Annotated in this window: 22 protein-coding genes; 13 read left to right on the top strand and 9 right to left on the bottom strand. The window is 69.2% G+C overall.

All coding sequences use genetic code 11. The features are described 5' to 3' along the window. Window positions 1–31 precede the first annotated feature (31 nt). On the bottom strand, window positions 32–676 hold the full coding sequence (locus KIP79_RS01265) for a phosphatase PAP2 family protein (RefSeq protein ID WP_214102776.1): 645 nt from the start codon (window positions 674–676) through the stop codon (window positions 32–34). Between the two features lie 56 nt (window positions 677–732). Then, window positions 733–1,458, bottom strand: coding sequence for a phytanoyl-CoA dioxygenase family protein (locus KIP79_RS01260; RefSeq protein ID WP_214102775.1), 726 nt, complete (start codon window positions 1,456–1,458; stop codon window positions 733–735). A gap of 83 nt (window positions 1,459–1,541) precedes the next feature. On the opposite strand from KIP79_RS01260, the gene KIP79_RS01255 reads away from it, so the two are divergent. The 3 genes from KIP79_RS01255 to thyX are packed head-to-tail and all read left to right on the top strand — an operon-like array spanning window position 1,542 to window position 3,999. Then, the gene (locus KIP79_RS01255) at window positions 1,542–2,447 is read left to right on the top strand and encodes an ABC transporter ATP-binding protein (RefSeq protein WP_214102774.1); all 906 of its coding nucleotides are present in this window, start codon (window positions 1,542–1,544) and stop codon (window positions 2,445–2,447) included. Beyond that, window positions 2,444–3,232, top strand: coding sequence for an ABC transporter permease (locus KIP79_RS01250; protein ID WP_214102773.1), 789 nt, complete (start codon window positions 2,444–2,446; stop codon window positions 3,230–3,232). Before KIP79_RS01255 ends, KIP79_RS01250 begins: the two co-directional genes overlap by 4 nt. Window positions 3,233–3,288: 56 nt before the next feature. Continuing rightward, complete coding sequence (gene thyX, locus KIP79_RS01245) at window positions 3,289–3,999, top strand: FAD-dependent thymidylate synthase (protein WP_214102772.1); 711 nt, start codon at window positions 3,289–3,291, stop codon at window positions 3,997–3,999. Window positions 4,000–4,007: 8 nt separating this feature from the next. Here thyX and KIP79_RS01240 read toward each other — a convergent pair whose 3' ends face one another. Further along, window positions 4,008–4,316: a ubiquitin family protein gene (locus KIP79_RS01240; RefSeq protein WP_214102771.1), complete on the bottom strand. Its 309-nt coding sequence runs from the start codon at window positions 4,314–4,316 to the stop codon at window positions 4,008–4,010. Between the two features lie 160 nt (window positions 4,317–4,476). Next, the gene (locus tag KIP79_RS01235; RefSeq protein ID WP_214102770.1) at window positions 4,477–5,592 is read right to left on the bottom strand and encodes a globin domain-containing protein; all 1,116 of its coding nucleotides are present in this window, start codon (window positions 5,590–5,592) and stop codon (window positions 4,477–4,479) included. Window positions 5,593–5,942: 350 nt separating this feature from the next. On the opposite strand from KIP79_RS01235, the gene KIP79_RS01230 reads away from it, so the two are divergent. Both KIP79_RS01230 and KIP79_RS01225 read left to right on the top strand, forming a co-directional pair. After that, window positions 5,943–6,623, top strand: a complete 681-nt coding sequence (locus tag KIP79_RS01230; RefSeq protein ID WP_214102769.1) for a gamma-glutamyl-gamma-aminobutyrate hydrolase family protein — start codon at window positions 5,943–5,945, stop codon at window positions 6,621–6,623. A 107-nt stretch (window positions 6,624–6,730) separates the two neighbouring features. Beyond that, a complete protein-coding gene (locus tag KIP79_RS01225; RefSeq protein ID WP_214102768.1) occupies window positions 6,731–7,567 on the top strand; it encodes a universal stress protein in 837 nt (278 codons plus the stop codon). A 12-nt stretch (window positions 7,568–7,579) separates the two neighbouring features. Here the strand turns inward: KIP79_RS01225 and KIP79_RS01220 are convergent, their stop codons facing one another. The 4 genes from KIP79_RS01220 to KIP79_RS01205 all read right to left on the bottom strand — a co-directional run bounded on the left by KIP79_RS01220 (window position 7,580) and on the right by KIP79_RS01205 (window position 12,299). Continuing rightward, a complete protein-coding gene (locus KIP79_RS01220; RefSeq protein ID WP_214102767.1) occupies window positions 7,580–8,197 on the bottom strand; it encodes a LysE family translocator in 618 nt (205 codons plus the stop codon). 91 nt (window positions 8,198–8,288) lie between these two features. Further along, a complete protein-coding gene (locus tag KIP79_RS01215; RefSeq protein WP_214102766.1) occupies window positions 8,289–8,798 on the bottom strand; it encodes a hypothetical protein in 510 nt (169 codons plus the stop codon). Window positions 8,799–8,948: 150 nt separating this feature from the next. Beyond that, window positions 8,949–10,061: an amidohydrolase family protein gene (locus KIP79_RS01210; protein WP_214102765.1), complete on the bottom strand. Its 1,113-nt coding sequence runs from the start codon at window positions 10,059–10,061 to the stop codon at window positions 8,949–8,951. Between the two features lie 87 nt (window positions 10,062–10,148). Then, entirely contained in the window at window positions 10,149–12,299 is a 2,151-nt protein-coding gene (locus KIP79_RS01205) for an anthranilate synthase component I (RefSeq protein WP_214102939.1), read from the bottom strand. A 229-nt stretch (window positions 12,300–12,528) separates the two neighbouring features. Here KIP79_RS01205 and KIP79_RS01200 point away from each other — a divergent pair, with 229 nt between their 5' ends. The 8 genes from KIP79_RS01200 (at window position 12,529) to KIP79_RS01165 (ending at window position 22,850) form a co-directional block, all read left to right on the top strand. Continuing rightward, window positions 12,529–14,100, top strand: a complete 1,572-nt coding sequence (locus KIP79_RS01200) for a CocE/NonD family hydrolase (protein ID WP_308169501.1) — start codon at window positions 12,529–12,531, stop codon at window positions 14,098–14,100. A 212-nt stretch (window positions 14,101–14,312) separates the two neighbouring features. Continuing rightward, complete coding sequence (locus tag KIP79_RS01195; protein ID WP_214102764.1) at window positions 14,313–14,510, top strand: DUF3311 domain-containing protein; 198 nt, start codon at window positions 14,313–14,315, stop codon at window positions 14,508–14,510. After that, window positions 14,507–16,102, top strand: a complete 1,596-nt coding sequence (gene mctP, locus KIP79_RS01190) for a monocarboxylate uptake permease MctP (RefSeq protein WP_214102763.1) — start codon at window positions 14,507–14,509, stop codon at window positions 16,100–16,102. The genes KIP79_RS01195 and mctP overlap by 4 nt, the downstream gene beginning before the upstream one ends. A gap of 173 nt (window positions 16,103–16,275) precedes the next feature. Further along, the gene (locus tag KIP79_RS01185) at window positions 16,276–17,403 is read left to right on the top strand and encodes an AI-2E family transporter (protein ID WP_214102762.1); all 1,128 of its coding nucleotides are present in this window, start codon (window positions 16,276–16,278) and stop codon (window positions 17,401–17,403) included. A gap of 302 nt (window positions 17,404–17,705) precedes the next feature. Beyond that, entirely contained in the window at window positions 17,706–18,524 is an 819-nt protein-coding gene (locus tag KIP79_RS01180; RefSeq protein WP_214102761.1) for a hypothetical protein, read from the top strand. Window positions 18,525–18,668: 144 nt separating this feature from the next. Continuing rightward, a complete protein-coding gene (locus KIP79_RS01175; protein ID WP_214102760.1) occupies window positions 18,669–19,403 on the top strand; it encodes an ABC transporter ATP-binding protein in 735 nt (244 codons plus the stop codon). A gap of 43 nt (window positions 19,404–19,446) precedes the next feature. Then, the gene (locus KIP79_RS01170; protein WP_214102759.1) at window positions 19,447–20,319 is read left to right on the top strand and encodes an ABC transporter permease; all 873 of its coding nucleotides are present in this window, start codon (window positions 19,447–19,449) and stop codon (window positions 20,317–20,319) included. A gap of 704 nt (window positions 20,320–21,023) precedes the next feature. Next, the gene (locus KIP79_RS01165; RefSeq protein ID WP_214102758.1) at window positions 21,024–22,850 is read left to right on the top strand and encodes a serine/threonine-protein kinase; all 1,827 of its coding nucleotides are present in this window, start codon (window positions 21,024–21,026) and stop codon (window positions 22,848–22,850) included. Between the two features lie 6 nt (window positions 22,851–22,856). On the opposite strand, the gene KIP79_RS01160 is transcribed toward KIP79_RS01165, so the two are convergent. Beyond that, window positions 22,857–24,296: a WS/DGAT/MGAT family O-acyltransferase gene (locus KIP79_RS01160; RefSeq protein WP_214102757.1), complete on the bottom strand. Its 1,440-nt coding sequence runs from the start codon at window positions 24,294–24,296 to the stop codon at window positions 22,857–22,859. Window positions 24,297–24,343: the final 47 nt, after the last annotated feature.

The raw sequence follows: 24,343 nt of genomic DNA, 5'->3' as shown, positions 1-24,343 counted from the left end.
GTCGATCCCCCGACATCGGCGAGTATCCCAGCTATCTCAGCTTCAGAGGCAGTTTCCGGCAGGCGGCGAGGGCCAGCAGGGCGCCGGCCGTGGCGACCAGGCAGGAGCCGATCACGTCCGTCGGGTAGTGCACACCCAGGTAGAGCCGGGCGAGGGCCTGGGCCACCACCAGGAGGATCCCGGCGGCCACGGTGACGGAGAACCAGCGCGTGCCATAGGTGAGCACGGCGACGGCGATCACCAGGACCACGGCCATGGAGACGTGCCCGCTGGGGTAGCTGTCGTGGCCGTGCTGGGCGAGGAGCTGGAACTCGGCGGGCGGGCGGGGGCGCTCCACCAGGGCCTTGAACAGCGAGCTCAGGCCCTGGCCCACGGCGACCACCGCGACGACGGTCACCGCGTCGCGCGTCCGCCTGCGGGCGAGCAGCACGACCGCCAGCAGCCCGGCGATCACGAACCCCTTCGGGGGCGCGAGACCGACGTCCAGCCCGAAGGCGATGTCGTTCAGCCAGGGCGTGCGCAGGTCGCGTACCAGCGTGTCCAGGCGGAAGTCGGCGCGGGTCCAGACCGCGGTCCGCGAGGCCAGGCCCAGCAGCGCGCCGCAGAGCAACAGCGCCAGGGGCGCCCACAGCGCCGGCGCCGTCCTGTCGTGGTGGCTGAGCAGGTTGTTCTTCATGACATCTCAGGTTCGCCGGTCAGGACCCGGATGTGGTCAGACCCTAATGGGCGTTTCTACCCTCTGGCCGTGGGGTCGACGCCGCGCAGCATCATGCCCTGGCCCCGGGAGCGGTGCACGTCGTCGGCCGGCAGGTCCTCGGGGTCGCGGAACTGGACCAGAAAGGTGGTGCGGGCCTCCGGCGAGGTGTTGAGGCCGGAGCCGTGCACGGTGAGGTAGTTGAAGAAGAGCACGTCACCGGCCTCGGCTTCGATGGGCACTGCCGCCTCCAGGGGCCAGTCGGCGAGCGGCAGGTGCCAGCCGCCCTCCTCGATGTGCGGGAGGGGGCCCTGCTTGTGGCTGCCGGGGAGGAGGCGGACGCAGCCCTTCTCCAAGGGGGCGTCGTCGAGGTGGAAGATGGCGGCGCCGAGGGTGTGGCGGGTGTGCGGGAAGTGGGCGGCGTCCTGGTGCATGGGGAAGGGGGAACCCTTCTCCGGCGGCTTCACGAAGATCTTGGTGTGGTGCAGCTGCACGTTCTCGGTGCCCATCACGGCGGCGGCCACGTCGGTGAAGCGCGGGTCCAGCATCAGCCGGGCGAAGGCGGCCGAGCAGAACTGGGCGTCGTGGCAGTGGCGCAACTCGGTGGCGGTGGGGGTCAGCGCGCGGGCGCTGCCCCAGGTCGGGTCCACCGGCCGCAACCGGGCCAGCAGCGCGTGGCACTCCGCCCGGTACGCCGCCGCCTCCTCCTTGGTGAGGAGGCCCTTGACCAGCAGGTACCCGTTCTCCTGGTAGAAATCGATCATTATTGCCCTCCCAGGAACGTCATAACATATCGTCTTCAAGTAGGAGGACAACGCGCTGATCTTGCGAAGATAATTCTCTGGCGATGACTGCCATTGAGATCAGAAATCTAGCCAAATCTTTCGGCCCGGTGCGGGCCGTCGACGACGTCTCCTTCACCGTGGAGGCCGGGACCGTCACCGGTTACCTCGGCCCCAACGGTGCGGGCAAGACCACTACCCTCCGGTCGCTGCTCGGCCTGGTCACCCCCGATGCCGGGGAAGCCCTGGTCAACGGTCAGCGCTACGCCTCCCTGGCGCACCCGCTCAACGAGGTGGGCGCCGTGCTTGAGGCCACGAGCTTCCACCCGGGCCGTACGGCCCGCAACCACCTGCGCATCATGTGCACCGCCGCCGGTCTGCCCGCCACCCGGGCCGACGAGGCGCTGGAGCAGGTCGGCCTGGCCGATGCGGCGGGCAAGCGGGTCGGCGGCTTCTCCCTCGGCATGCGCCAGCGCCTGGCCCTGGGCGGGGCGCTGCTGGGCAACCCGAAGATCTACATCCTGGACGAGCCCGCCAACGGCCTGGACCCGGCGGGCATCCAGTGGCTGCGCGGCTTCCTCCGCCACCTGGCCCACGACCAGGGCGCGGCCGTCCTGGTCTCCAGCCACGTGCTGGCCGAGGTCGAGCAGACCGTGGACAACGTCGTGATCATCGCCAAGGGCAGGCTGGTACGGCAGGGCACCCTGGCCGAGCTCACCCAGAACGGGGAGAGCGCCGTCCGGGTCCGCACCACGGCCGACTTCGCCCCCGCCCTGGAAGAGGCGGGAGCCCGGGTCGAAAAGGTGGAACCCGGCCTGCTCCGGGTGTACGGCCTGGAGGCCGAGACCATCGGGCAACTGGCCCTCGACCACAAGGTGCTGCTCACCGAGGTCGCCCACGAACGATCCGACCTGCAGAAAGTGTTCCTCGAACTGACCGGGGAGCCGGTCGCCGCGGAGGCCGCGCAATGACCGCCCTGATCCGCGCCGAGCTCCAGAAGCTGTTCACCACCCGCATCTGGTGGGCCATGCTCATCGTGATGCTGCTGCTGGTCGGCCTCAACCTGTTCTTCATCATCGCCTTCGCCGGCGACACGCCGCAGAACGGCGCCGCCCCCGGGCTGCCCGGTCTGGAGGACCCCAGCTGGCTCCAGATGGCGCTGTCGGTCGGCTCCAGCGGCACCATCTTCACGATGATCCTCGGGATCATCATGATGACCAGCGAGTACCGGTACCAGACCATCACCGGCACCTTCCTCACCACCCCCCGGCGTGGCCGGGTGATCGCCGCCAAGCTGGGCGCCGGCGTGCTGGTGGGCCTGCTCTTCGCCGTGGTCGCGCTGGTGGTCGTGGGCGTGGTCGCGGTGACCGCCGTGCTGATCGCGGGCGGCGAGGTCAGCTTCACCGAGAGCCGGGTGCCGCAGATCGCGATCGGTGTGGTCGCCTCGCTGGCGCTGTACGCGATGTTCGGCATCGGCCTGGGCGCCCTCATCCGCAACCAGATCGCGGCGCTGATCGGCGGCATCGTCTGGGCGTACGTGATCGAGTCGATCTTCGCGGCCATCCCGGCCCTCCAGGGGGTCGGCAAGTGGCTGCCCGGCGGGGGCACGCAGGCGCTGATGAGCATCGACATCGACACCGGGCTCGGCGAGTCCCAGCTGCTGCCCGCGTGGGGCGGCGCACTGCTGCTGGTCGGGTACGCGGTGCTGTTCGCCGTGGTGGCCAACCTCACCACGACCAAGCGCGACATCACCTGAGCCTGAGGGGGGTCGCGGGCCGCCCAGGCCCGCGATCTTCTTCTAGGCTGAATGTCATGGTAAAGATCCAGAGTGAGGTGACCGTCGAGCTGGTCAAGCACAGCGCGTCCGACACGGACGTGCTGTGGGCGGCCCGGGTCTCGACGGCGGGGGAACAGTCCCTGGAGGAACTCCACAAGGACCCCGAGCGGTCCAAGGGACTGATCAACTTCCTCATGCGGGACCGGCACGGCAGCCCGTTCGAGCACAACTCGATGACCTTCTTCATCAGCGCGCCCATCTTCGTGTTCCGGGAGTTCCACCGGCACCGGGTGTGGTCGTACAACGAGGAGAGCGGGCGGTACCGGGAGCTCCAGCCGGTCTTCTACGTGCCCGGCCGGGATCGCAAGCTCGTGCAGCGGGGGCGGCCGGGCAAGTACGAGTTCGTGGACGGCACCGACGAGCAGCACGCCCTGGTGGCCGAGACCATGGAGGCGTCCTACCGGGAGTCGTACGCGGCCTACCAGCGCATGCTGGAGGCGGGCGTCGCCCGGGAGGTGGCCCGCGCGGTGCTGCCGGTCGGCCTCTACTCCTCCATGTACGCCACCTGCAACGCCCGCGCGCTGATGCACTTCCTGTCGCTGCGCACCAGGGACGAGCGGGCGACCGTGCCGACCTTCCCGCAGCGGGAGATCGAGATGGTGGCGGAGAAGATGGAGGCCCTGTGGGCGGAGCTGATGCCCCTCACCCACGCCGCCTTCAACGCCAACGGGCGCGTCTCCCCCTGACGGTCTGATCAGGCCAGGGCCGGGAGCACGTAGACCTCGGCCCCCGGCGGGAGCGCGCATCTGAGGCCGCCCAGGCGGCGCGCGTTCTCGCCGCAGACGAAGATGCCGATGTGCCGCCGCAGACCGCCGTACTCGTCGCGCAGGCGTTCCTCCAGCAAGGGATGGGTACGGCGGAGCGCCTCCAGCGCGCCGCCCAGGGTCGGCAGGTCGTCGCCCGCGGCGGCGACGGCGAAGACCTTGACCTCGGTACGGTCGCCGACCCAGTGGCGGAGCGTGCTGGGCAGCACGAACGTGACCAGCGTGACGGGCCTGGCCATCTATCGAACCACCATTCGGATCACGGCCGGTGTCTTCATGGGATAGCCCTCCAACGCGTCGGCGCGTGATGCCCCGTGATGCCCCTCCGGGATGCCCCCCATGATGCCCATGGTGCCAGCCGACGCGCCGATCAGGTGCCCGCTCTGCGGATGTCGTCCCTTACGGTTCTCCCTGAATGGCATCGCGGTGGATGCGGTTGAGGGGCACCCCCGAGTTCTGCAGGCGCCGTACCGTCTCGTTGACCATGCCGGCCGGGCCGCAGACGTAGACCTCGTGCTCGGTCCAGGTGTGGAAGCGCTCCATCACTTCGGGCAGGTTGCCGCGCAGTCCGTCGTACGCGGGTTCGTCGGAAACCACGGGGACCACGCGCAGCCACGGGTAACCGGACTCCATGCGTACCAGGTCGGGCATGTCGTACAGGTCGGTGGCGTGGCGGGCGCCCACCAGCAGGTGGATGGCGCGGCGGCGGCCGGAGGCGATGACCTGCTCGATGATCGCCTTCAGCGGGGCCAGGCCGGTGCCTCCCGCGACGCAGAGCATGTCGCGGTCGGAGTCGGTGACGGCCATGGTGCCGACCGGGGGGCCGAGCAGCACCTGGTCGCCGATCCGGGTGTGCTGGACCAGCGTGCTGCTGACCCAGCCGCCGGGCAGGGAGCGTACGTGCAGTCTGATGGTGTTGTCTGACCGGGGGGCGTTGGCGATGGAGAAGGTGCGCCAGACCCGGGGCCAGCGGGCGGTCTGCACGTTGACGTACTGGCCGGCGGTGAAGCCCAGGGGCTGGCCCGGGCGGAGCGTCAGCACCGCGAGGTCGGGCGCCCGGCGCTCGTGGTTGAGCACCTCGGCCAGCCACCAGGCCGGGGAGACTCCGGCGTCGGCGTCGGCCGAGCCGATCATGATGTCGGCCGCCGCCGTGTACGCGGCCACCCAGGCGGCCTCGATCTCGCTGTTCCACACCTCGGCGGCGAAGCGCCTGATGGTGGCCAGCAGCGCGTTGCCGACGGCGGTGTAGTGCTCGGCCACGACGCCGTACTTGCGGTGGTCCCGCCCCAGCTGACCCAGGTACCCCCCCAAGGTGTCCGGGCTGTCGAGCATCCAGACGATGCGGGTGAGCGCGCCGAAAAGGCGGTCACGTTGCACGTCCATTGCCGGGGGAAACATTCCCCTTAAGTGCGGATTTTCCGCGAAAAGGCGACCGTAAAAGTACGCGGCGGCCTTGTCCGCGACGGGCTCGATGAGGGAGAAACTCTCCTTGACGAGGCGCGGATTCAGCGACATGTGTGTGTCCCACCCTTGGTGACCGGAAAGCCTCTCCGGTCGTGTCGATCCACCTCCCTGACGGTTCCGGGTGATGAGCGCCGGCGGCCCCGGCTCAACCGGACACTCATTTCGGAGTCTTCCACTCGCACTCGGGCGTCACAACTGTTTCCCTGCAAGGTGGTGCGAATACGTACGCTGCGTAACGAGCCCGTCATGCTCCGTGGTTCTGGTTCTGTAAATTTCGGACATCGAACATGAAGAAAATTCGCGTCGGTGGAGGATGGTGCCACTGATCCATGAGATACGTGACAAAACCGAAATCGTGTGCGCCATGATGGGCTAGCCGACGCGAATACCTGGAGAACAGCATGCCCCGACCGATCGTAGGCATCACCACCTATCTGGAGGCCGCCCGCTGGGGCGCCTGGGTCCGGGAGGCGGTGCTCTCTCCGCAGGCGTACGCGCGCGCGGTCGAGAAGGCAGGCGGCCTGCCGGTGCTGATCCCCCCGCTCGGTCCCTCCGGCGCCGAGGACTATCTGCGCGGCCTGGACGCCCTCATCCTGGCCGGCGGCGCCGACCTCGACCCCGGCCTGTACGGCGAGCCCCGCGAGCCCCGGGTGGACGAACCCCAGACCCACCGTGACCGCTTCGAACTCGCCTTGACCCGTGCCGCCATCGCCGCCGGCCTCCCCTTGCTCGGCGTCTCCCGCGGCATGCACATGCTCAACGTCGCCCAGGGCGGCGCCCTCATCCCCTGGCTCCCCGAGGTCGTCGGCCACGACCGTCACACCAGCCGTCACCCGGTCACCATCAGCGTCTCCAGCAAAACCGGCAAAGCCCTCGGCGAACGCATCGAGGTCACCACCCCCCACCACCAGGCCGTCAAACGTCTCGGCACCAACCTCCTCGCCGTGGCCTGGGCCGACGACCAGATCGTCGAAGCCATCGAACTCCAGACCCACCGCTTCGCCATCGGCGTCCAGTGGCACCCCGAACGCGGCCCCGACAACCGCCTCATCGAATCCCTGATCGAGGCCGCCCGCCCCTGACGCCATGGCCGGAAGTCCCGGCTTCACGGGGCGATGGCCTCTACTCCCACGCGCGTCGGCCGCCGAGCATGATGCCAGGTCACCGTGTCGGGACAGAGGGGGTCGCCGTGATCGTCGTCGGAGTGGACGGCCTGCGGGCCGGGGTAGAGGCCGTGGAGTGGGCGGCGCAGGAAGCCGTACTCCGTGATGTGCCACTGCTGGTGGCCAGCGCGGTACCGGCCTGGTGCCTGGAGCCCGGGCTCCACGAGCCCTACCGGGGCATCGCGACCTGGATGGCCGACGGCGGGAAGGCCGCGCTGACCGAAGCCGTCGAGGCGGCCCGGCGGGCCCAGCCGAAGGTGGACGTGGAGTCCGCCCTGCTGGGCGGCGACCCCCGGGCGGCGCTCATCCAGGCCTCCCGCGAGGCCGACCTGCTGGTGGTCGGCGACAGCGGCCTCGGGGCCCTGCGCGGCGCGCTGATCGGCTCCGTCGCGTACGGCGTCGCCGGTCACGCTGCGTGCGACGTGGTGGTCGTGCGGAAGCGGCAGTCGCCGTCCCGACCGGAGATCGTCGTCGGCGTCGACGGTTCGGCGGCCCAGCCCGCCGTCCTGGAGTTCGCCTTCCGGGCGGCCGACCTGCGCGGTGCCGACCTGCGCGCGGTCCTGGCCTGGGACTGGCCCGACCTGATGCGCACGACGGTCGGCAGCGAGCCGGACAACAGCCGCCGCGCACTGGCCGAGGCCCTGGCCGGATGGCGCGAGACCCACCCCGACGTCCGGGTCTCCACGGAGATCGTGCAAGGCCGCGCCGCAGACGTCCTACGCCAGGCCGCAGAGGGCGCGGAACTCCTCGTCGTGGGCTCCCGCGGCCACGGTCTGCTGACAGGCATGCTCCTCGGCTCAGTCAGCCAGTCCATGCTGCACCGCGCCCCCTGCCCGGTTGCGGTCGTCCGGATCACGCCATAGACCGAACGGGCTTCAGCGTGTCTCCAGTGCCAGACGTGCGCCGAGCGCAATAAGCACAGTCCCCGAGATTCGCTCCAAAGTCCTGCGAACCGCCGGCCGGGCGAAAAACGTGAGAGCGCGCTGGACCAGCCAGATCAGGACCAGATACCAGAGCGTGTCGACCAGCACCCAGACCACGGCCAACAGGGTCAGCGTGGCGGGAATCGGCGCACCAGCGGGGACGAACTGCGGGAGAAAGGACATCGCGAACACCGCCGCTTTGGGGTTGGCACCACAGGTGGCCAGCCCCAGGCCATAGGCGCGCCGCCACCCCTTGTGGGACTCCCCCGCCACATCAATGGGAACAATCCCGCGCCTGGCCTGCCTGATCGACTGCACCCCCATGACGACCAGCGCCACCGCACCCACCACACGAAGCGCGTGGTAGGCGGCCTCGGAGGCCAGGAGGAGAGTGGAAAGACCGAAGACGGCGGCCATCGCCCACAAGAAGATGCCGGTCTCGTTGCCCAGGGTGGCGGCCACCCCGGATGCCCGGCCGTCGCGGAGGGTCTGCCGGATGATGACCGCCGTACTGACCCCGGGAATCATGGCCAGCAACACGCAGGAACCGACGAATGCGAGAAACAACATGCGGCCATGCTGATAACCGTCACAGCGGATGGGCAAACCATTTCCCGAGCCACACGATCAGCATGACCGGCATTCAGCCGACTTCCCGCGCCTAAATGCAGAGGGCGATCTGGGGTGTGGTCCAGCCGCGTGACGCCCCGGTCCGGGGATCGATGAAGGCGATCCGCGCGTACAGCTCGTCACAGCCCTCGGGGTCCTCGTTGAGCGCGGACCTGGAGAAGACACGAGCACCCTCGCCGCTGAGTCCGCTCTCCGTCGAGGCCCACACGCGGGTGGTGGAAATCTGCCCGATGAAGTCTTCGTCTTTGAAGTCGGATCCGATCAGATTGGCGTAGAAGGGGTGGCCGGGGGCATCGATGATCGTCTGGGCCTCCTTCTTGCTCAGCTTGCGAAGGTCGATGCCGAAGCGGACCAGGTAATCTCCGGTGGATTGCCGGGTGATGAACAGACATGCGTTGTAGTCGGCGGTGTACGTGCACTGCTGTGCGGCGGAGGCGGGGCCCGACATCAGGACGATGCCGAGCACGGACGCCATGGCTATGGTGAGCAGCCCCAGGAAGCCGCGCTTCATGCGGCGGTTGGGGTGTTCTCTGGTGGTCAACGTAAGCTCCCTCGGGATTCGAGCGCCGACTCGGACGGCGGCGCCTCACCACCAAGGGCGTGACACGACGTGACACGATGCGCGATCCGAGGGGAACGGCTGACACGTCACGGCACGACGTGGAACCCCCTGGAACGCCGCTGGGGAACTTCAGAGCCGATACACGCGGCGGGCGTTTCCTGAGCCGATCATGTGGGCCACTCTGGCGGCGTCGCCGATGCTCCAGGTGCCGTCCGTGAGGCGGGCGGAGAGCACGTGCGACAGGGTCATGCGGTGGTTGAGGGCGGCCAGGAAGCAGGATTCGGCGGCGGCGGTGCCGCTGGAGCCGTACAGGTACTTGTGGTACGGGGCCAGGTTCAGGAGGTCGGCGATGCCGGAGGGGGTGCCGCCGGTGTCCACGTAGACGTGCGGGAAGGCCGCGGCCAGGTAGGCGGCCTGGTGATGGAACGGGTGGCAGTGAAGCAGGATGACGGGGAGTCCGAGCGGGAGCAGAGCGCGGATGAAAGGGCTCATCCGGCCCGGATCGCCGAGGTGCGGGGCGGGCGCGCCGAGCCCGCAGAGGAACTGGACGGGGAGGGCGCGTTCGCGGGCCGCGTCGATGCCGATCCAGAGGAGATGACGCAGGAGGATGGGGTCGGTGAGAGGGTCCTTCGGGTCAGTCAGCCGGCGGCCGGCGGCGGCCAGGACCAGGCCGCGAGAAGGGCGGGCCGGGTCGAAGTCCAGGCCGTGGCGGTAGGCGATGGTGGAGGACAGGGCGACACATCGGGTGGCGCGGGTGGCCAGCTCGCGTTCGAGCTGGTCGAGGTAGTCCAGAGCGAGGGGCGCCCCGGCGGCGATCTCCTCCTCCACCCGCTCCAGACAGATCACCTCGTCGGCGGCGGCCCCACCAAGGCGACCCGTTTCGGGGACGGACAGCAGCCCGGGATCGCCGTCCGGGCTGTCCAGCAGGAAGGCGACCACCCTGGCGGCGCGGAGGAGGCGGCGGTTGACCTCCTCGGAGCCGAGTTCGGTGCGGCGGGCGAGGTAGACGGCGGGTGGGGCGTGGGGATCCAGGTCGAGGAGGGGGGCGCACCAGCGCCGGACGGCCAGGCCGAGCGGGCCGTCGAAGTGGGTGGTTCCTGACGGGGCCGGCATGCCGGTGGCGGTGAGGAGGGTCTCGAACTGGGAGCGGGTCAGTGGGTCGCGGCGAACGGCTCGGCAATGCTGATCGACCAAGGGGGCGGTCAGGGCCTCCTGGACCTGGTCGGGGAGTGCCGGGGTCATCGCCTGCCAATCCGGAGGGCGGCCCCCGGAAACCGGTGGGCCGCCCTTGTCGTGCGGGGTGGGGACACCCGTGAGCCTAGGGGTTGGTTACCCTCCGTGTCCGGCGATCACGGAGAGACGTAGGACGTTGGCGATGATCTGGGCGCCCGCGCCGCCCTCGGTGGTGAGGATGGACTCCGGGTGGAACTGGACGGCGAAGCGGCGGTTGGGGACGTCCTCGATGGCCATTACGGCGCCGTCGGCGGTGGCGGCGGTGACGGTGAAGCCGTGGACGCCGGGGTGTTTGGCGTGGAGGGAGTGGTAGCGGGCGGCGGTGAAGGTTTCCGGGAGGCCGTTCAGCAGCGCGCTGTCGCCCTCGCGTTTGACCTGACCGCGTTTGCCGTGTTCGGGGTACGGGAGGAGGTCGAGGGTGCCGCCGGCCTGTTCGACCATGGCCTGGAGGCCGAGGCAGACGCCGAAGACGGGCAGGTCCCGGGCGTACAGGGCCTTGATCAGGGCGTCGGTGCCGAAGTCGGAGGGCCAGCCGGGGCCGGGTGACAGGACCACCAGGGTGGGGGCGATGTCGTCGAGCATCTCGATCGGGAAGCCGTGGCGGAGGGTGACGACGGTGGCGCCCTGCTGGCGGAAGTAGTCGGCGAGGGTGTTGACGAAGGAGTCCTCGTGGTCGACGAGGAGGACGTTGTGGCCGGTGCCGGGGAGGTCCTCAGCGGGGGCTTCGGGCGCCTTCTCCGGTTTTCCGACGGCGGCGAGGGCGGCGATCAGGGCGCTGGCCTTGAGTTCGGTCTCGCGTTCCTCGGCCTCGGGGTCGGAGTCGAAGAGCAGGGTGGCGCCGGCGCGGACGGTGGCGACGCCGCCGGAGATCTGGGCGGTGCGCAGGGTGAGGCCGGTGTTCATGGAGCCGTCGAAGCCGATGAAACCGACCGCGCCGCCGTACCAGCGGCGGGTGGTGGCCTCGTGGTCCTCGATGAACTGCATGGCCCAGGTCTTGGGGGCGCCGGTGACGGTGACCGCCCACATGTGGGTGAGGAAGGCGTCCAGGGCGTCGAACTCGGGGCGGAGGCGGCCTTCGATGTGGTCGACGGTGTGGATGAGGCGGGAGTACATCTCGATCTGGCGGCGGCCGATCACCTTGACCGTGCCGGGGACGCAGACGCGCGACTTGTCGTTGCGGTCCACGTCGGTGCACATGGTCAGCTCCGACTCCTCCTTCACGCTGGACAGGAGCGTGCGGATGGCCTCGGCGTCCTCGACGGGGTTGGCGCCGCGGGCGATGGTGCCGGAGATGGGGCAGGTCTCGACACGGTCGCCGCTGACTCGGACGTACATTTCGGGCGAGGCGCCGACCAGGTGCTCGCCCTCGCCGAGGCTGATCAGGAACTCGTACGGGGCGGGGTTGCTGACCCGCAGGGAGCGGTAGAACGCGGCGGGGTCGTCGCAGGGCGCGTGGAAGACCTGGCCGGGGACGACCTCGAAGAGGTCACCGCGCTTGAACTTCTCCTTCGCCTGCGCAACAACCTCCGAGTAAGCCCCCTTTTCCGGATTTTTCGGGATCTGGGTGGCCTTGCGGAGGGGGGAGGTGTCGCCGGTGCGGGGCAGGCCATGGGTGGAGACGCCGTTGACCGTGAAGTCGTAGGAGTACTCGATGCTGGTCTCCCTGACCCGGTCGATGACCACGAGGCGGTCCGGCAGGTGCAGCACCAGGTCGCGCTGGTCGTCGGGGCGGGTCAGCGCGTACCGGATGGGCTCGAACTGGAACGCCAGGTCGTAGCCGAACGCGCCGTACAGGCCGAGGTGCGGGTCGTCGCCGCGGAAGGCGGCGATCACCTCGCGGATCGCGGTGAAGACGGTGGGGCGGCGGCTGCGCATCTCCTCCGGCACCAGTTCGGCCGACTCCTCGACCACCACCTCGACCAGGTCGGGGGTGGGCTCGCCGACCGGCCGGCCGGCCGCCAGCAGGCAGGGCGCGACGGCGGGCAGCACCACACGGCCGCGCTCGTTCAACGCGCGCACGGCGATGCGCCGCCCGCGCGCGACCAGTTCCAGGCAGGGATCGACGTAACCGAAGGCCCAGCGGCTGTAACGGCCCGGATAGTCCATGCCCGAGGAGAACGCCCCGCCGCGCCGCTCCCCCAGCGCGGTCACGATCTCCTCAAGCGCCTCCTCCGGCACCTCGCGCACCCGGCGCTCGACCTCGACGCCCCCGCCCGTGATATAGGTCGGATATCCGCTGGTCTCCATCATTCGCCCCTGTTTCTCTCATCGAGCCCCGGAGGCGAATACCAAAAAGGCCGCCCGTTCCGGGGCGGCCAGTACGTTCCTCGCGTACGCGAAAACCTGGGTTCGACAGCCGCCGTCAGCGGCGCCACCACTCCTGAGGAATTCGCATGCGAGAACAATAGCCTCCCCCGTCCCGCCTACGCAACGAGACGTGCTGACACACCCCTTTTGGTATGTTACCAATGGGTAGGTGACTTCACGTGTAACGGTCCAGCGGGACGTGCCCGTGCCGATGCACGACGGCGTGCGCCTGCTGACCGACCTCTACTCCCCCGTGGGCGTGCAACGCCCGCCGACCATCCTGATCCGCTCCCCGTACGGCCGGGCGGGCGTGGTCGGCTGGATGTACGGGCGGGCCTTCGCGCGGCACGGCTTCCAGGTCGTGGTACAGAGCTGCCGTGGCGGCTTCGGCTCTGGCGGGCTGCTCGACCCGCTCGGCGACGAGCACGAGGACGGCCTGGCCACCGTCGAATGGATGCGCGCCCAGCCCTGGTACAGCGGCAGCTTCGGCATGCACGGCCCCTCCTACCTGGGCTTCACCCAGTGGGCCATCGCGGCGGACACCCCCGACCTGAAGGCTATGGCGACCCAGGTCACCGCCTCCTGCTTCCGGGACGCGGCGTACGTGGGCGGGGCCTTCGCGCTGGAGTCCTCGCTGGTCTGGACGACGATGACGGCCAAACTGGAGGGCCGGAGCCGGGCCGGGGCGCTGCTGGCCCCGCACCGGACCCGGCGGGCGGTGCTGTCGGGCCGCCCGCTGAAGGACCTGGACCGGGTGTCGGCGGGGCGTCCGCTGCCGTTCTTCCAGGAGTTGCTGACCCATCACGGGGACCCCGCGTCGCCGTACTGGAAGAAACGCGACTTCTCCGACACGGTGCAGCGGGTGGCGGCCGAGGTGACCATGACCGGCGGCTGGTACGACGTGTTCCTGCCGTGGCAGCTGAAGGACTACGCGGCGATGCGAGCGGCGGGGCGGCAGCCGTACCTGACCATCGGGCCCTGGTACCACGCGGACCTGCGGCACGGGCGGCCGGCCAACGCGGACGCGCTGGCCTGGTTCCGGGCGCATCTGCTCGGCGATCCGTCCGGATTGCGAGCCTTGCCGGTACGGCTGTACGTGACCGGCGCCGACGAGTGGCGGGACTACCCGGACTGGCCGGTTCCGGGCGTTTCGCAGCGCCGCTGGCACCTCCAGCCGGGCTTCAACCTGGGGCCCTCGGTGGTCGACTCGGCGCCCGACGCCTACCGCTACGACCCGCGCCATCCCACGCCGGTGCTGGGCGGCCCGGTGCTGATCGGCAACTCCGAGCCACGGGACAACCGGCGCCTGGAGGCCCGCCGGGACGTGCTCGTCTACACCTCGCCGGTGCTCACCGCCGACACCGACCTGATCGGGCCGGTCTCGGCCGACCTGTACGTGCGGACCAGCCGCGACCACACCGACCTGGTGGTCCGGGTCTGCGACGTACATCCGGACGGCACCTCGATGAACGTCTGCGAGGGGGTCCGGCGGCTGACCCCGGCCGACGTGGCCGACGCGGACGGGGTACGGCGGATCCTGGTGGACCTGTGGCCGATCGGGCACCGGTTCCGGCGCGGGCACCAGATCCGGGTACAGGTGGCCAGCGGCGCCTATCCCCGCATTCCACGCAACCCCGGCACCGGTGAGCCGATCGGCACGATCGGGCCGATGCTCCCCAGCGACCAGGAGGTCTTCCACGACCCGGCCCGACCGTCGGCGGTACTGCTGCCGCACGTCTGACCCCATCAAGAACGGGCGACCATGATCCACACCGACCTCATCCTGATGTTCAGGGCGACGGGACAAGGTAGACATCTGTCGCTTGGCGGCGGTCCGTCTGACCGCTCAGCGCGTCAACCGTGCCGCTCGTCGATCGGGCGGTTGCCTGTGACGCAGATCACTTTACGCTGCGAGTCAAGAACCTGTCCGGACTTCCGGAAAGGAGACTCGCCTTGGACGCTCCCCGCTCCGACCGCAATCCCTGGTACTGGTTGCTGGTCGTCCCGATCGTGGTCCCGCTCGTTCCCGCCCTTTTCAACGCGGTTGAACCACGGCTGTTCGGGATTCCGCTGTTCTACTGGCTGCAGCTGGTGTTCATCCTGCTGAGTGTCGCGGTCACGCTCGTGGTGTATTGGCGGACGCGGTCATGAGCGGGCACATCACCGAGATCATTATCTTTACGGCGCTGTTCGCGCTGGTCAGCGGGATGGGGTTCGTCGCCTCGCGGTGGCGGAAGGCCGATGACCTGGCGAGTCTGCATCAGTGGGGGCTCGGAGGGCGGAACTTCGGGTCGTGGATCACCTGGTTCCTGGTGGGCGGGGATCTGTACACGGCCTATACGTTCGTGGCGGTTCCGGCGTTGCTGTTCGGGGCCGGCGCGATGGGATTCTTCGCCGTGCCGTACACGGTGATCGTGTATCCGCTGGTGATGCTGATTCTGGTGCGGCTCTGGTCGGTGTCGCATGTGCACGGACTGGTGACGCCGGCCGACTTCGTACGGGCACGGTTCGGGTCGCCGACGCTGGCATTGCTGGTGGCGGTGACCGGGATCGTGGCGACGATGCCGTACATCGCGCTTCAGCTGGTGGGTATCGAGGCCGTGCTGAAGACGATGGGGGTCACCGGGGACCTGCCGTTGATCATCGCGTTCGCCATTCTGGCGGCGTACACCTACCAGTCGGGGTTGCGGGCGCCGGCGCTGATCGCGTTCGTGAAGGACACGCTGATCTACGTGGTGATCCTGGTGGCCATCATCTACATTCCGGCCCGGCTGGGCGGGTGGAGCGCGATCTTCGGAGCGGCGGAGGCCAAGTTCGCGGCCACGCCCGCACCCGGGGACGGGCTGCTGCTCAACGCCAACAACCAGCTTCAGTACGTGACGCTGGCCCTGGGGTCGGCGCTGGCGCTGTTCCTGTACCCGCACAGCGTCACCGGGGTGCTGGCCTCCAGAAGCCGGGACGTGATCAAGCGGAACATGTCGGCGCTGCCCGCGTACAGTCTGCTGCTGGGGCTGATCGCGCTGCTCGGGTACATGGCCATCGCGGCGGGGGTCACCCCGATCGGGACCGATGTGAACACCGTGGTTCCGCAGCTGTTCGACCGGATGTTCCCGGACTGGTTCGCGGGGGTGGCGTTCGCGGCGGTCGGGATCGGGGCGCTGGTGCCTGCGGCGATCATGTCGATCGCGGCGGCCAACCTGTTCACCCGGAACATCTACCGGGAGTACCTGCGCCCGAACGCCACCGACGCGCAGGAGGCGGCGGTGAGCAAGGTCACCTCGCTGGTGGTGAAGATCGGGGCGGTGCTCTGCATCCTGCTCATCGACCCGCAGTTCTCGATCGACCTCCAGCTGATCGGCGGAGTGATCATCCTGCAGACGCTGCCTTCGATCACGCTCGGGCTGTTCGGGCGGTGGTTCCACCGGACCGGGCTGATCGCGGGCTGGGTGGCGGGGATGTCGGCGGGCATGCTGATGCTCTACAACATCGCCAATCCGGCCACCAAACACGCGCATTTCGGCGGCTCGGCCTTTCCGCTGGAGAAACTCGGCCTCGACACCAAGATGACGATATATGCGGGTTTCCTGGCGTTGATCGTGAATCTGGTGGTGGCCGCGGTGGGCACCTGGATCGCACGAGCCGCCCGAGTCGCCGACGGAATCGACTCCACCCAGCCCGAGGACTACCACGCCGACGCGAACGACCCCCGCGTCCACGAAATCCCCCTCCGCGGCTCCACCTGACCCCTCCCCCACGGCAAGCCCGGCGGACTCCCCCAACCGCCGGGCTTGCCCTTTTTTACAGACCCCGGCGCCTTTACAAAGTAGATCCGTGCCTGAAGTTGATCGACACAGCTTTTACTTGGAGGTATGCAATCATCGCGGGGATGCTTCGGCGGGAACGGGAGGGGCGGACGATGAAGGTGGCGTTGGCGGAGGACGGCGGGGCGTTGCGCCGGGCCAGTACGACGGCGTGGCGCATCCTCACCCTGGTCGCGCTGGCGGCGGTCCTGATGTGGGGGCTCTACCAGATCAGGACGGTGGCCATCTCCATGGTCTTCGCCGTCTTCCTGACCGCCCTGATGATGCCTCCGGCGCGCTGGCTGCGGGCGAGGGGCCTGGGCCGGACGCCCTCCACGCTCATCGTCTGCGTGGGCGGGCTCGCGCTGATCTCCGGGTTCATCGCCCTGCTGGTGCCGCCCACGGTGAGCGGCTTCGGGCAACTGGGCGAAAGCCTCGGCAAGGCCATCACCGACATGCAGACCTTCGCCGCCTCCATGGGGCTGGACGAGGCGCGGCTGAACGAGCTGATCGACCAGGCGCGCACGTTCCTCCAGGAGCGGGCCCAGATGATCGCCACGGGGGCGCTCACCGGGGTGACCATCGCCGGGGAGATCCTGATCGGCGCGGTGCTCGCCCTCATCCTCGCCATCTACCTGGTGCACGGCGGCGACCAGTTGCTGCGCTGGGTGGCCGACCTGGCGCCCCGGACCAGCCGCCCGCACATCCTCAACACCAGCCGGGTGGTCTTCGACGTGGTCGGCCGGTACATCCGGGGCGTCGCCATGGTCGGGTTCGTGGACGCCTTCTTCATCGGGCTGGCCCTGTGGATCCTCGGGGTGCCGATCGCGCTGCCGCTGGCCGTGCTGACCTTCCTGGGCGCCTTCCTGCCGGTGGTCGGCGCGTTCCTGGCCGGGCTGCTGGCCGCGGTGGTGGCCTTCGTCGCCAAGGGCTGGGTGATCGCGGTGGTGGTCATCGCCGTGGTGGTGCTGGTCCAGCAGCTGGAGGGCCACGTGCTGGCCCCGATGATCTACGGCAAGGCGCTGGACCTGCCGGGCGCGGTCATCCTGGTGGTGCTGGCCGTCGGCAGCGTGGTGGCCGGGATCATCGGCGCCTTCCTGGCCGCCCCGGTGACCTCGGTGATCGTCGCGCTGATCCGGACCGCGCAGGGCCGCTCCCCCGAGTCGGGGGTGCCGACCACTCCCCCGGAACAGCCCAAACCACCGGCCGCCGAACCGCCCGCCGCCGAACCCGCACCGGCCTGACGATACCGGGGCGCACGCGACCTCTCTGCCGCCAGGACCACTGGTGCGAGTAACGTTGTTTGAGACAACATCACTCCTCGCTGCTGCCCGGTGACAACGCCATCAGTCCGGGCGACGGGGAAACGTAAGCACGCGGCGCCGCCGCCTCGCTCCCTCCTTGGCATATGGGCCGGCCTTGGGTAGGCGGTCCCCGCGTGTCCATCGCCGCGCCGTGCGGCCGGTGCCGGCCCCGCCGGTTCACCGTGGCTCTTCCGTGCGGCGCGTTGGACGGCCACCTCCCCCAGCCTCCCAAGGAGGGTGCCATGAGGAGCAGTCCACGAAAACGGTTCGCCCGGCTGGCGGCGGCAGTGACCCTGAGCACCTCGCTCGCCGTCGCGCTCCCGGCCCACGCGGCGGTCGGAACCCGGTTCGTGGAGTTCCGGACGACGATTGGCCCAGTCCAGGAGGGGTCCGCCTCCGTCAGCTGCAGTTCGAGCGAGAAAGTGATCAGCGGCGGTTACCTCTCCCAGAGCCTGAGCCCCCAGGTCAAGTTCACCGCCTCCTACCCGAGCAGCGACACCACCTGGCTGGTGACCGCCATCAACCGCTCCGATGTCACCCAGGAGATCGATCTCGGGGCCATCTGCGCCACGGGGGTGACCGGCTACGCCAAGGCGTACTCGGCGTTCGACGAGATTCCCGGCGGCGGCTTCGGGGACGCCAGCGTGACGTGTCCCATGGGCGAGATCGCCCTGGGCGGTGGGTTCATACTCGCGCGGAATGAAAGGCTCGTCGTCGACGCCTCGCGCCTTTCCACCGGCAACACCTGGCAGACGCGCGTCTTCAACGGCACCACCGTCCCCACCTTCCTGCAGGCGGCCACCACGTGCGCGAGCCTGACCGGCCACTTCGCCTCGCTCTCCCCGGTGCAGGCCAACTCGGGCCAGTCCGGGACCTTCTTCAGCAAGTGCACCAACGGCATCACCACTGGCGGCGGCTTCAGGCTCATCGGAGGCGACCCGAAGGCGACGATCGTGACCGGCACCATTCCCACCAGTCCCGGATGGAAGTTGACTTTCAACAACCAGACGGGGACAAACCGGTCCATTGAGCACTCCCTGGTTTGCTTCCCCAATCCATGAGTCACGTCGGGGCTCGGGGCGGCATCGCCTTCATTGCGGCAGAAGCCGCCGTTGTCCCGGTTGGTCATATTGTTGGAACCTCTTGGGCCGTACCAGTGGGAAAACGGTTTGCGAGAGGGGGGTGCCGCCGCTCAGGCTGGTTTAGTGAAGATTCTTGAGGCCACGTCACTCGCCAAAAGGTTCGGGCCCGTACAGGCGGTGGCGGATGTCAGCCTCACAGTCCGGCAGGGGGAGATCGCCGGGCTGCTCGGACCCAACGGGGCCGGGAAATCCACCACCCTGCACATGCTGCTGGGACTGGTCACCCCTGATTCGGGGACAATCCGCATGTTCGGGCTCGACCTGGCCCGGCATCGCACCGAGGTGCTCAGCCAGGTCAATTTCTCGGCCAGTTATCTGGGCCTGCCCGGGGTGCTGCACGTGCGGGAGGTGCTCGACTCCTTCGCCCGCATGTACGGGCTGCGGCAGCCGCGCGAACGGGTGGACGAGATCGTGGAACTGCTGGAGATCGGGCCGCTGCTCCGCCGGAAGGTGATCGAGCTCTCCTCCGGGCAGCAGACGCGGATCCAGCTGGCCAAGGCGCTGCTCAACGATCCCCGGTTGCTGATCCTGGACGAGCCGACCGCCGCACTGGACCCGGACGCGGGGGATCGTATCCGGGGGCTGCTGGTGCGGGTGGCGCGGGAGAGCGGCAAGGCGCTGCTCATCACCTCGCACAACATGCGCGAGGTGGAGCGGATGTGCGACCGGATCCATTTCATCTCCGGCGGGCGGATCGTGGCGACCGGGACCGCGGCCGAGCTGGCCAGTGATTTCGGCGTCGAGGACCTTGAGGAAGTGTTCCTGAAGGTGGCCCGCCAAGGTTCGATCCATATTTGACCATTCCCGATCCGGACTTGATTGATTGGACGGGCGATTCGCCATGACCGTCAGTACGAATGGCAGTGCGGAATTCGCGCCCAGTCTGCGGGCGGGCACCGCGCTGGCTTTTCCGCCGCTCAGTTTCGCGGCGCGGCGGCGTCGCGTGACGGGGGTGGTGCTCCGGGACCTCGCGGCTCTGCGGCGCAGCCCGGTGCGCGTCTTCGAGATCATTTTCTGGCCGGTCGTCGAGCTGGTGGTCTGGGGGTATGTGACGCTGTTCCTGGAGTCGCAGAAGGTTCCGTTCGTGGTGTCGATGCTGCTGGGGGCCGTGTTGCTCTGGCAGGTGCTGCACCGGGCCTCCAACGAGGTGGCGATCGGGTTCCTGGAGGACATCTGGAGCAGGAATCTGCTGAACATGCACGTCACGCCGGTGACGCCGCCCGAGTACATGACCGGGCTCGTGCTGTTCTCGCTCACCAAGATCGCGGCGGGGATCACGGCGATGGCGTTGCTGGCGTATGTGATCTACGGGTTCGGGCTGCTCACGGTGGGCATCGGGCTGGTGCCGTTCATGGCGCTGCTGATGATCATGGGGTGGGCGCTGGCGTTCGTCGCGATCTCCTGCGTGCTGCGGTTCGGCGAGGGAGCGCAGGTGCTGGCCTGGAGCCTGGTGTTCGTCTTCCAGCCGCTGGCCGGGGTCTTCTATCCCGTCTCGGTGCTGCCCCAGCCCCTTCAGTACATCGCGGCGTTCGTGCCGGCCACGCATGTCTTCGAGGGCATGCGCGCGGTGCTGAACGGCGGTGCCATTCCGTGGGATCGGATGGCCTTCGCCGGTGTGCTCGATGTCGTGTACGTGGCGCTGGCGCTCTGGCTGTACGCGGTGACGCTTCGGCACGCCCGCGCCAAAGGCCGGCTTTCCCGGTTCGGTGAATAGCGCCAACCCTGGCTTGTGGTGGGGCGTCCCCTTTGATGAGAAAGGGCGACGTCATGATTCCCGAAAACCCACCTGACCCGGATTTTCACCTTGGCCTCATTCTTATCCACGCGCTCCACGCGGAGGTGGAGTCCCTCCTCTCGGAGGGCTCGGAGGCCGGCGACTGATTGCGCCTTCCTGCGACTGAATGATCGGGAAATTCGGGTGCCCGTTCGGGGTTCTTGATGCCGTCGGGGCTGCCTTGGGGCTATGCGGAATGGGTTGGTGCACAGTAGCGAAGTTCTGGCGGCGATGTCCCTTCCGGACGTCGGGGATGGGCCTCCGGATCCGGCTTTCCGCTTGAAGCCCGCGGGGCTGATCATGGGGTGGCACATCTGGCCGGGGTTCTGGAAGGGAGCCGGGTACGGGGCGCTGCTTCAGCGGTTGCAGGAGGCGACTCCGGGGCGGGTGCGCCCTGCACACCCTCCCCAACGGCCGCACCCTCCTCGCCACCGGCTCCGACGACCAATCCGTAAGGGTCTGGACCCTGATAAGTGACCTACCGGTCGTACCGAGCCAGCGTTGAATTTCCACAGGGCGGACGAAACAGACCCAATAGGGCAGGACTGCGGATGTTTCCGCGTCGGATCGAACCCCTCGGGCGTCCAAGGCGTGTGATCAGCTATAGGCGCTTGCGGTAGGGTGCGGCTGGCGAGGAGGAGGCCATGAGTGAGGCGGGTGCCCCGTTGGTGCAGGGGTACGAGGCGCTTGGCATCCTCGGGCAGGGCGGGTTCGGGGTTGTTTACCGGGCGAAGCAGCTCGCCGTGGGCCGTGAGGTGGCGCTGAAGATTGACAACCGGGTGCTGGTTTCGGATCGGGATCGGCGCCGGTTTATGCGTGAGGTTACGTCGGCGGGGGCGTTGTCGGGGCATCCGCATGTGGCGGACGTGTATGACGCGGGTGTGCTGGCTGATGGTCGGCCGTACATGGTGTTGGAGCTTTGTCCGGGTGGGTCGCTGGCTGATCGGTTGAAGAAGCATGGGCCGCTCAGTGTGCGCGAGGTCCGGGACATCGGGATCAAGATCTCGGATGCGCTGGCGGCGGCGCACGCCGCTGGGGTGCTGCATCGGGATGTGAAGCCGGCCAACATTCTGATCAATTCGTACGGGCTGGTGGCGCTGTCGGACTTCGGGCTGGCGACGATGCCCTCGCAGGGCGGGGAGGGGGAGTTGTCGGTGACGCGGGAGTCGCTGACGCCCGCGTACGCGCCGCCCGAGGCGTTCGATCTGAGTGAGCCGACCGCGGCGGGGGACGTTTACGCCATAGCCGCCACCCTTTACGCCCTGCTCAGCGGACGTCCGCCGAGGTTCCCGCAGAACGGCGTGGTCAACATCGCCGCGATCATGGCCTTGCACCGCCAGCCCATCCCGGACATCCCGGGCGTGCCGAACGCCCTGGTGGACGTGCTCCGGGACGCCATGGCCAGCGACCCCGGCAAACGCACCTCGACCGCGGCCCGTTTCCGGGACGCCCTCAGCCTGCTGACCGTGGACGGCACCAGCACCAGCACCGGCGCCCAACCGGCCCCGCCGGGCCGGTCCGCTTCTCCGAACCCGGCTGGAATGGCGAGTTCGCCCTACCCGCCCGGAACAGCGAATCCCTCCTATCCGCCCGGAGCGATGAACTCGCCCGGAACGGCGAACCCATCCGGAACGGGGAACCCGCTCGGTATGGCGAACCCCCTCGGTATGGCGAGCCCGCCCGTCACGGGAGCTCCCCCGCCGCGCCGCCCGGAGGGCAACCCGCCGCCCGCGTACCAGGCGCCGTTCCGGGATGGCGGGTACGCCACCCCACAGCCCTACGCGATGACCGCCCCGGGCGCGGGCCAGCAGCCGGTCCCGGACATGCACCGCGCCCCGACCGCGCCCAAGTTCGGCACCCAGCCACCGCCCCCGGCCCCCCGCTCGTCCTCGACCGGGTTCGCGGTCGTGGCCGCGATCTTCGCGCTGCTGCTCATCGGCGGAATCGTGTATCTGGTGATGGAGCAGCCCCCGGGCCAGCCGAACAGCTCGGGCCCGACCGTCCAGACCGGCCCGATCGGGCAGCTGGACACCGAGGCCGCGCCGTCCATCGAGGTGGCCAGCTTCACCGAGGGGTGTGCGGCGAGCAAGGCGGTTCCCGGTTCGGCCTGTGTCAAGGAGGCCGAGTGCTGGCGCGACATCGTCGCCGTCTCGGGTGCGTACACCGCGCCGAGGGTGGGCTGTGAGAGCCCGCACGCCTGGCAGACCTTCGCCATCGCGCCGCTGCCGACGGATGCCCTGACCAGCAACGGCAACGACCTGGAACGTCATCCGACGGTGGCGAAGCTGTGCTCGATGACGGTGCTGCTGGCCTCCCGGTCGGGTACGGCCAGGCAGATCACCGCCGACCGGTGGCACCTGTCGATCCTCCCGCCCTCCGCGGAACAGTTCGCGAAGGGCGTGCGCAGCTACCGCTGCGTGGGCGGGATCGAGGGCAGGAACGCTCCCGGGACGTACTTCGCGGCCGGGTGAGACCCGTCAGGGCATCAGTTCGGCCAGGGCGTCCTGGAGGTACTCGATGAAGTCCCACACGTCCGGCACCATCTCCCGGTCGACGACGATCCCGACGTCCAGGGAGCCGTCGTAGGAGAAGACGGTGATGTTGAGCCCGCCGCTGACGTCGGTGATGACCGAGACGGGGTACTGGGCCAGGACGCGGGCGCCGCAGATGTAGAGCGGCAGCTGCGGGCCGGGGACGTTGGAGATCATCAGGTTCATGGCGGGCACGGTCCTGGACGCCAGCCGGAAGGCGGCGCGGTCGGCCATGCCGCTCAGCGCGGCCGGCATGGCCTGGCTGAACTCCAGCAGCCACCGGGCGGGGGCGACGGAGAAGCGTTCCTTCACCGCGTTCATGGCCTTGCTCACGCTGAACAGCCGGGTCTGCGCGTCGGCCTGGTCGGTGGGCAGGGTGGTGGTGGCGAGCAGCACCTGGTTGGCGACGGAGTCGTCGGCGGCGTCGCCCCGGGTGGAGAAGGGGATGCCGACGACCAGGGGCTCGGCGGGGAGTTCGTCCCGCTTGTCCAGCCAGCGGCGGACCGCCCCGGCGCAGACGGCCATGACGACGTCGTTGACGGAGACGCCGTAGGCGTTCTTGACCTTCTTCACGTCCGCGAGCGGAAGCCGTCCGAAGGCGAACCGCCGGTGCGGGGTGACCGGGCCGGAGAACGGGGTGCGCGGCACGCTCACCCGCGGCAGGTCGGGCAGCACCGGCGAGTCGGCCGACCAGCCGACGCCCCGGATGACCCGCGCGATCAGTCCGGCTCCGGGGATCTGGGCGACCACGGGGATCTCGTCCAGCCGCGGTACGGCGTTGGCCACGAACCGCAGCACGGCGGAGGGGTTGTCCAGCAGCCGGGTGAACCCGCGGCCGAGCATCTCCGGCAGGTCGGGCGCGGTCGCCGGCGGGGTCTGGTCCTGCTCGACCTCGCGGGGTTCGGGGGTCAGGTCCATCAGCGCGGCCAGCACCTCGGCGCCTTCGATGCCGTCAATGGCCGAGTGGTGGACCTTGGTGTAGACGGCGACCCGGCCGCCTTCCAGGCCGTGGATCAGGTAGAGCTCCCAGAGCGGCCGCCGCCGGTCCAGCCGGCGCCCGTGCAGCCGCGCCACCTGCTCGCCGAGCTGGTGGTCGTTGCCGGGCGCGGGCAGTGCCAGCTCGCGCACGTGGTAGTCCCAGTCGACCTCGCGGTCCTCCGCCCAGTACGGATGGTCGAGCCCGAACGGCACCTCGACCAGCCGCCGCCGCAGCGGGGGCGCCAGGTGCGCTCGCCGCTTCAGCAGTGCGATCAGGCTTTCCTTGGTCACCACGCCGTCCGGCGCGGTGGTCGGGTCGAGCACGGTCAACCCCGCGATGTGGGCCGGATTCGCGGCCGTCTCGAAGTTCAGAAACTGCGCGTCCAACGCGCTCAGCTGGCGAGCCATGACCCCTACTTTTCCCCGCGACACTTCCTTGACAAGCCCCGATCCCG

The sequence above is a fragment of the Acrocarpospora catenulata genome (assembly GCF_018476525.1).
Taxonomy (GTDB): domain Bacteria; phylum Actinomycetota; class Actinomycetes; order Streptosporangiales; family Streptosporangiaceae; genus Acrocarpospora; species Acrocarpospora catenulata.
The sequence above is the reverse complement of the archived record's forward strand: the minus strand, read 5'-3'. Positions and strand labels throughout refer to the sequence as shown.

Excerpts from the sequence above, each read along its gene's own strand:
- KIP79_RS01220 (WP_214102767.1), bottom strand. The coding sequence starts at position 8,197 with ATGTTGTTTCTCGCATTCGTCGGTTCCTGCGTGTTGCTGGCCATGATT.
- KIP79_RS01260 (WP_214102775.1), bottom strand. The coding sequence starts at position 1,458 with ATGATCGATTTCTACCAGGAGAACGGGTACCTGCTGGTCAAGGGCCTC.
- KIP79_RS01250 (WP_214102773.1), top strand. The coding sequence starts at position 2,444 with ATGACCGCCCTGATCCGCGCCGAGCTCCAGAAGCTGTTCACCACCCGC.
- KIP79_RS01185 (WP_214102762.1), top strand. The coding sequence starts at position 16,276 with ATGAAGGTGGCGTTGGCGGAGGACGGCGGGGCGTTGCGCCGGGCCAGT.
- KIP79_RS01255 (WP_214102774.1), top strand. The coding sequence starts at position 1,542 with ATGACTGCCATTGAGATCAGAAATCTAGCCAAATCTTTCGGCCCGGTG.
- KIP79_RS01210 (WP_214102765.1), bottom strand. The coding sequence starts at position 10,061 with ATGACCCCGGCACTCCCCGACCAGGTCCAGGAGGCCCTGACCGCCCCC.
- KIP79_RS01170 (WP_214102759.1), top strand. The coding sequence starts at position 19,447 with ATGACCGTCAGTACGAATGGCAGTGCGGAATTCGCGCCCAGTCTGCGG.
- KIP79_RS01165 (WP_214102758.1), top strand. The coding sequence starts at position 21,024 with ATGAGTGAGGCGGGTGCCCCGTTGGTGCAGGGGTACGAGGCGCTTGGC.
- KIP79_RS01240 (WP_214102771.1), bottom strand. The coding sequence starts at position 4,316 with ATGGCCAGGCCCGTCACGCTGGTCACGTTCGTGCTGCCCAGCACGCTC.
- KIP79_RS01205 (WP_214102939.1), bottom strand. The coding sequence starts at position 12,299 with ATGGAGACCAGCGGATATCCGACCTATATCACGGGCGGGGGCGTCGAG.
- KIP79_RS01235 (WP_214102770.1), bottom strand. The coding sequence starts at position 5,592 with ATGTCGCTGAATCCGCGCCTCGTCAAGGAGAGTTTCTCCCTCATCGAG.
- KIP79_RS01230 (WP_214102769.1), top strand. The coding sequence starts at position 5,943 with ATGCCCCGACCGATCGTAGGCATCACCACCTATCTGGAGGCCGCCCGC.
- KIP79_RS01180 (WP_214102761.1), top strand. The coding sequence starts at position 17,706 with ATGAGGAGCAGTCCACGAAAACGGTTCGCCCGGCTGGCGGCGGCAGTG.
- mctP (WP_214102763.1), top strand. The coding sequence starts at position 14,507 with ATGAGCGGGCACATCACCGAGATCATTATCTTTACGGCGCTGTTCGCG.
- KIP79_RS01160 (WP_214102757.1), bottom strand. The coding sequence starts at position 24,296 with ATGGCTCGCCAGCTGAGCGCGTTGGACGCGCAGTTTCTGAACTTCGAG.
- thyX (WP_214102772.1), top strand. The coding sequence starts at position 3,289 with ATGGTAAAGATCCAGAGTGAGGTGACCGTCGAGCTGGTCAAGCACAGC.
- KIP79_RS01265 (WP_214102776.1), bottom strand. The coding sequence starts at position 676 with ATGAAGAACAACCTGCTCAGCCACCACGACAGGACGGCGCCGGCGCTG.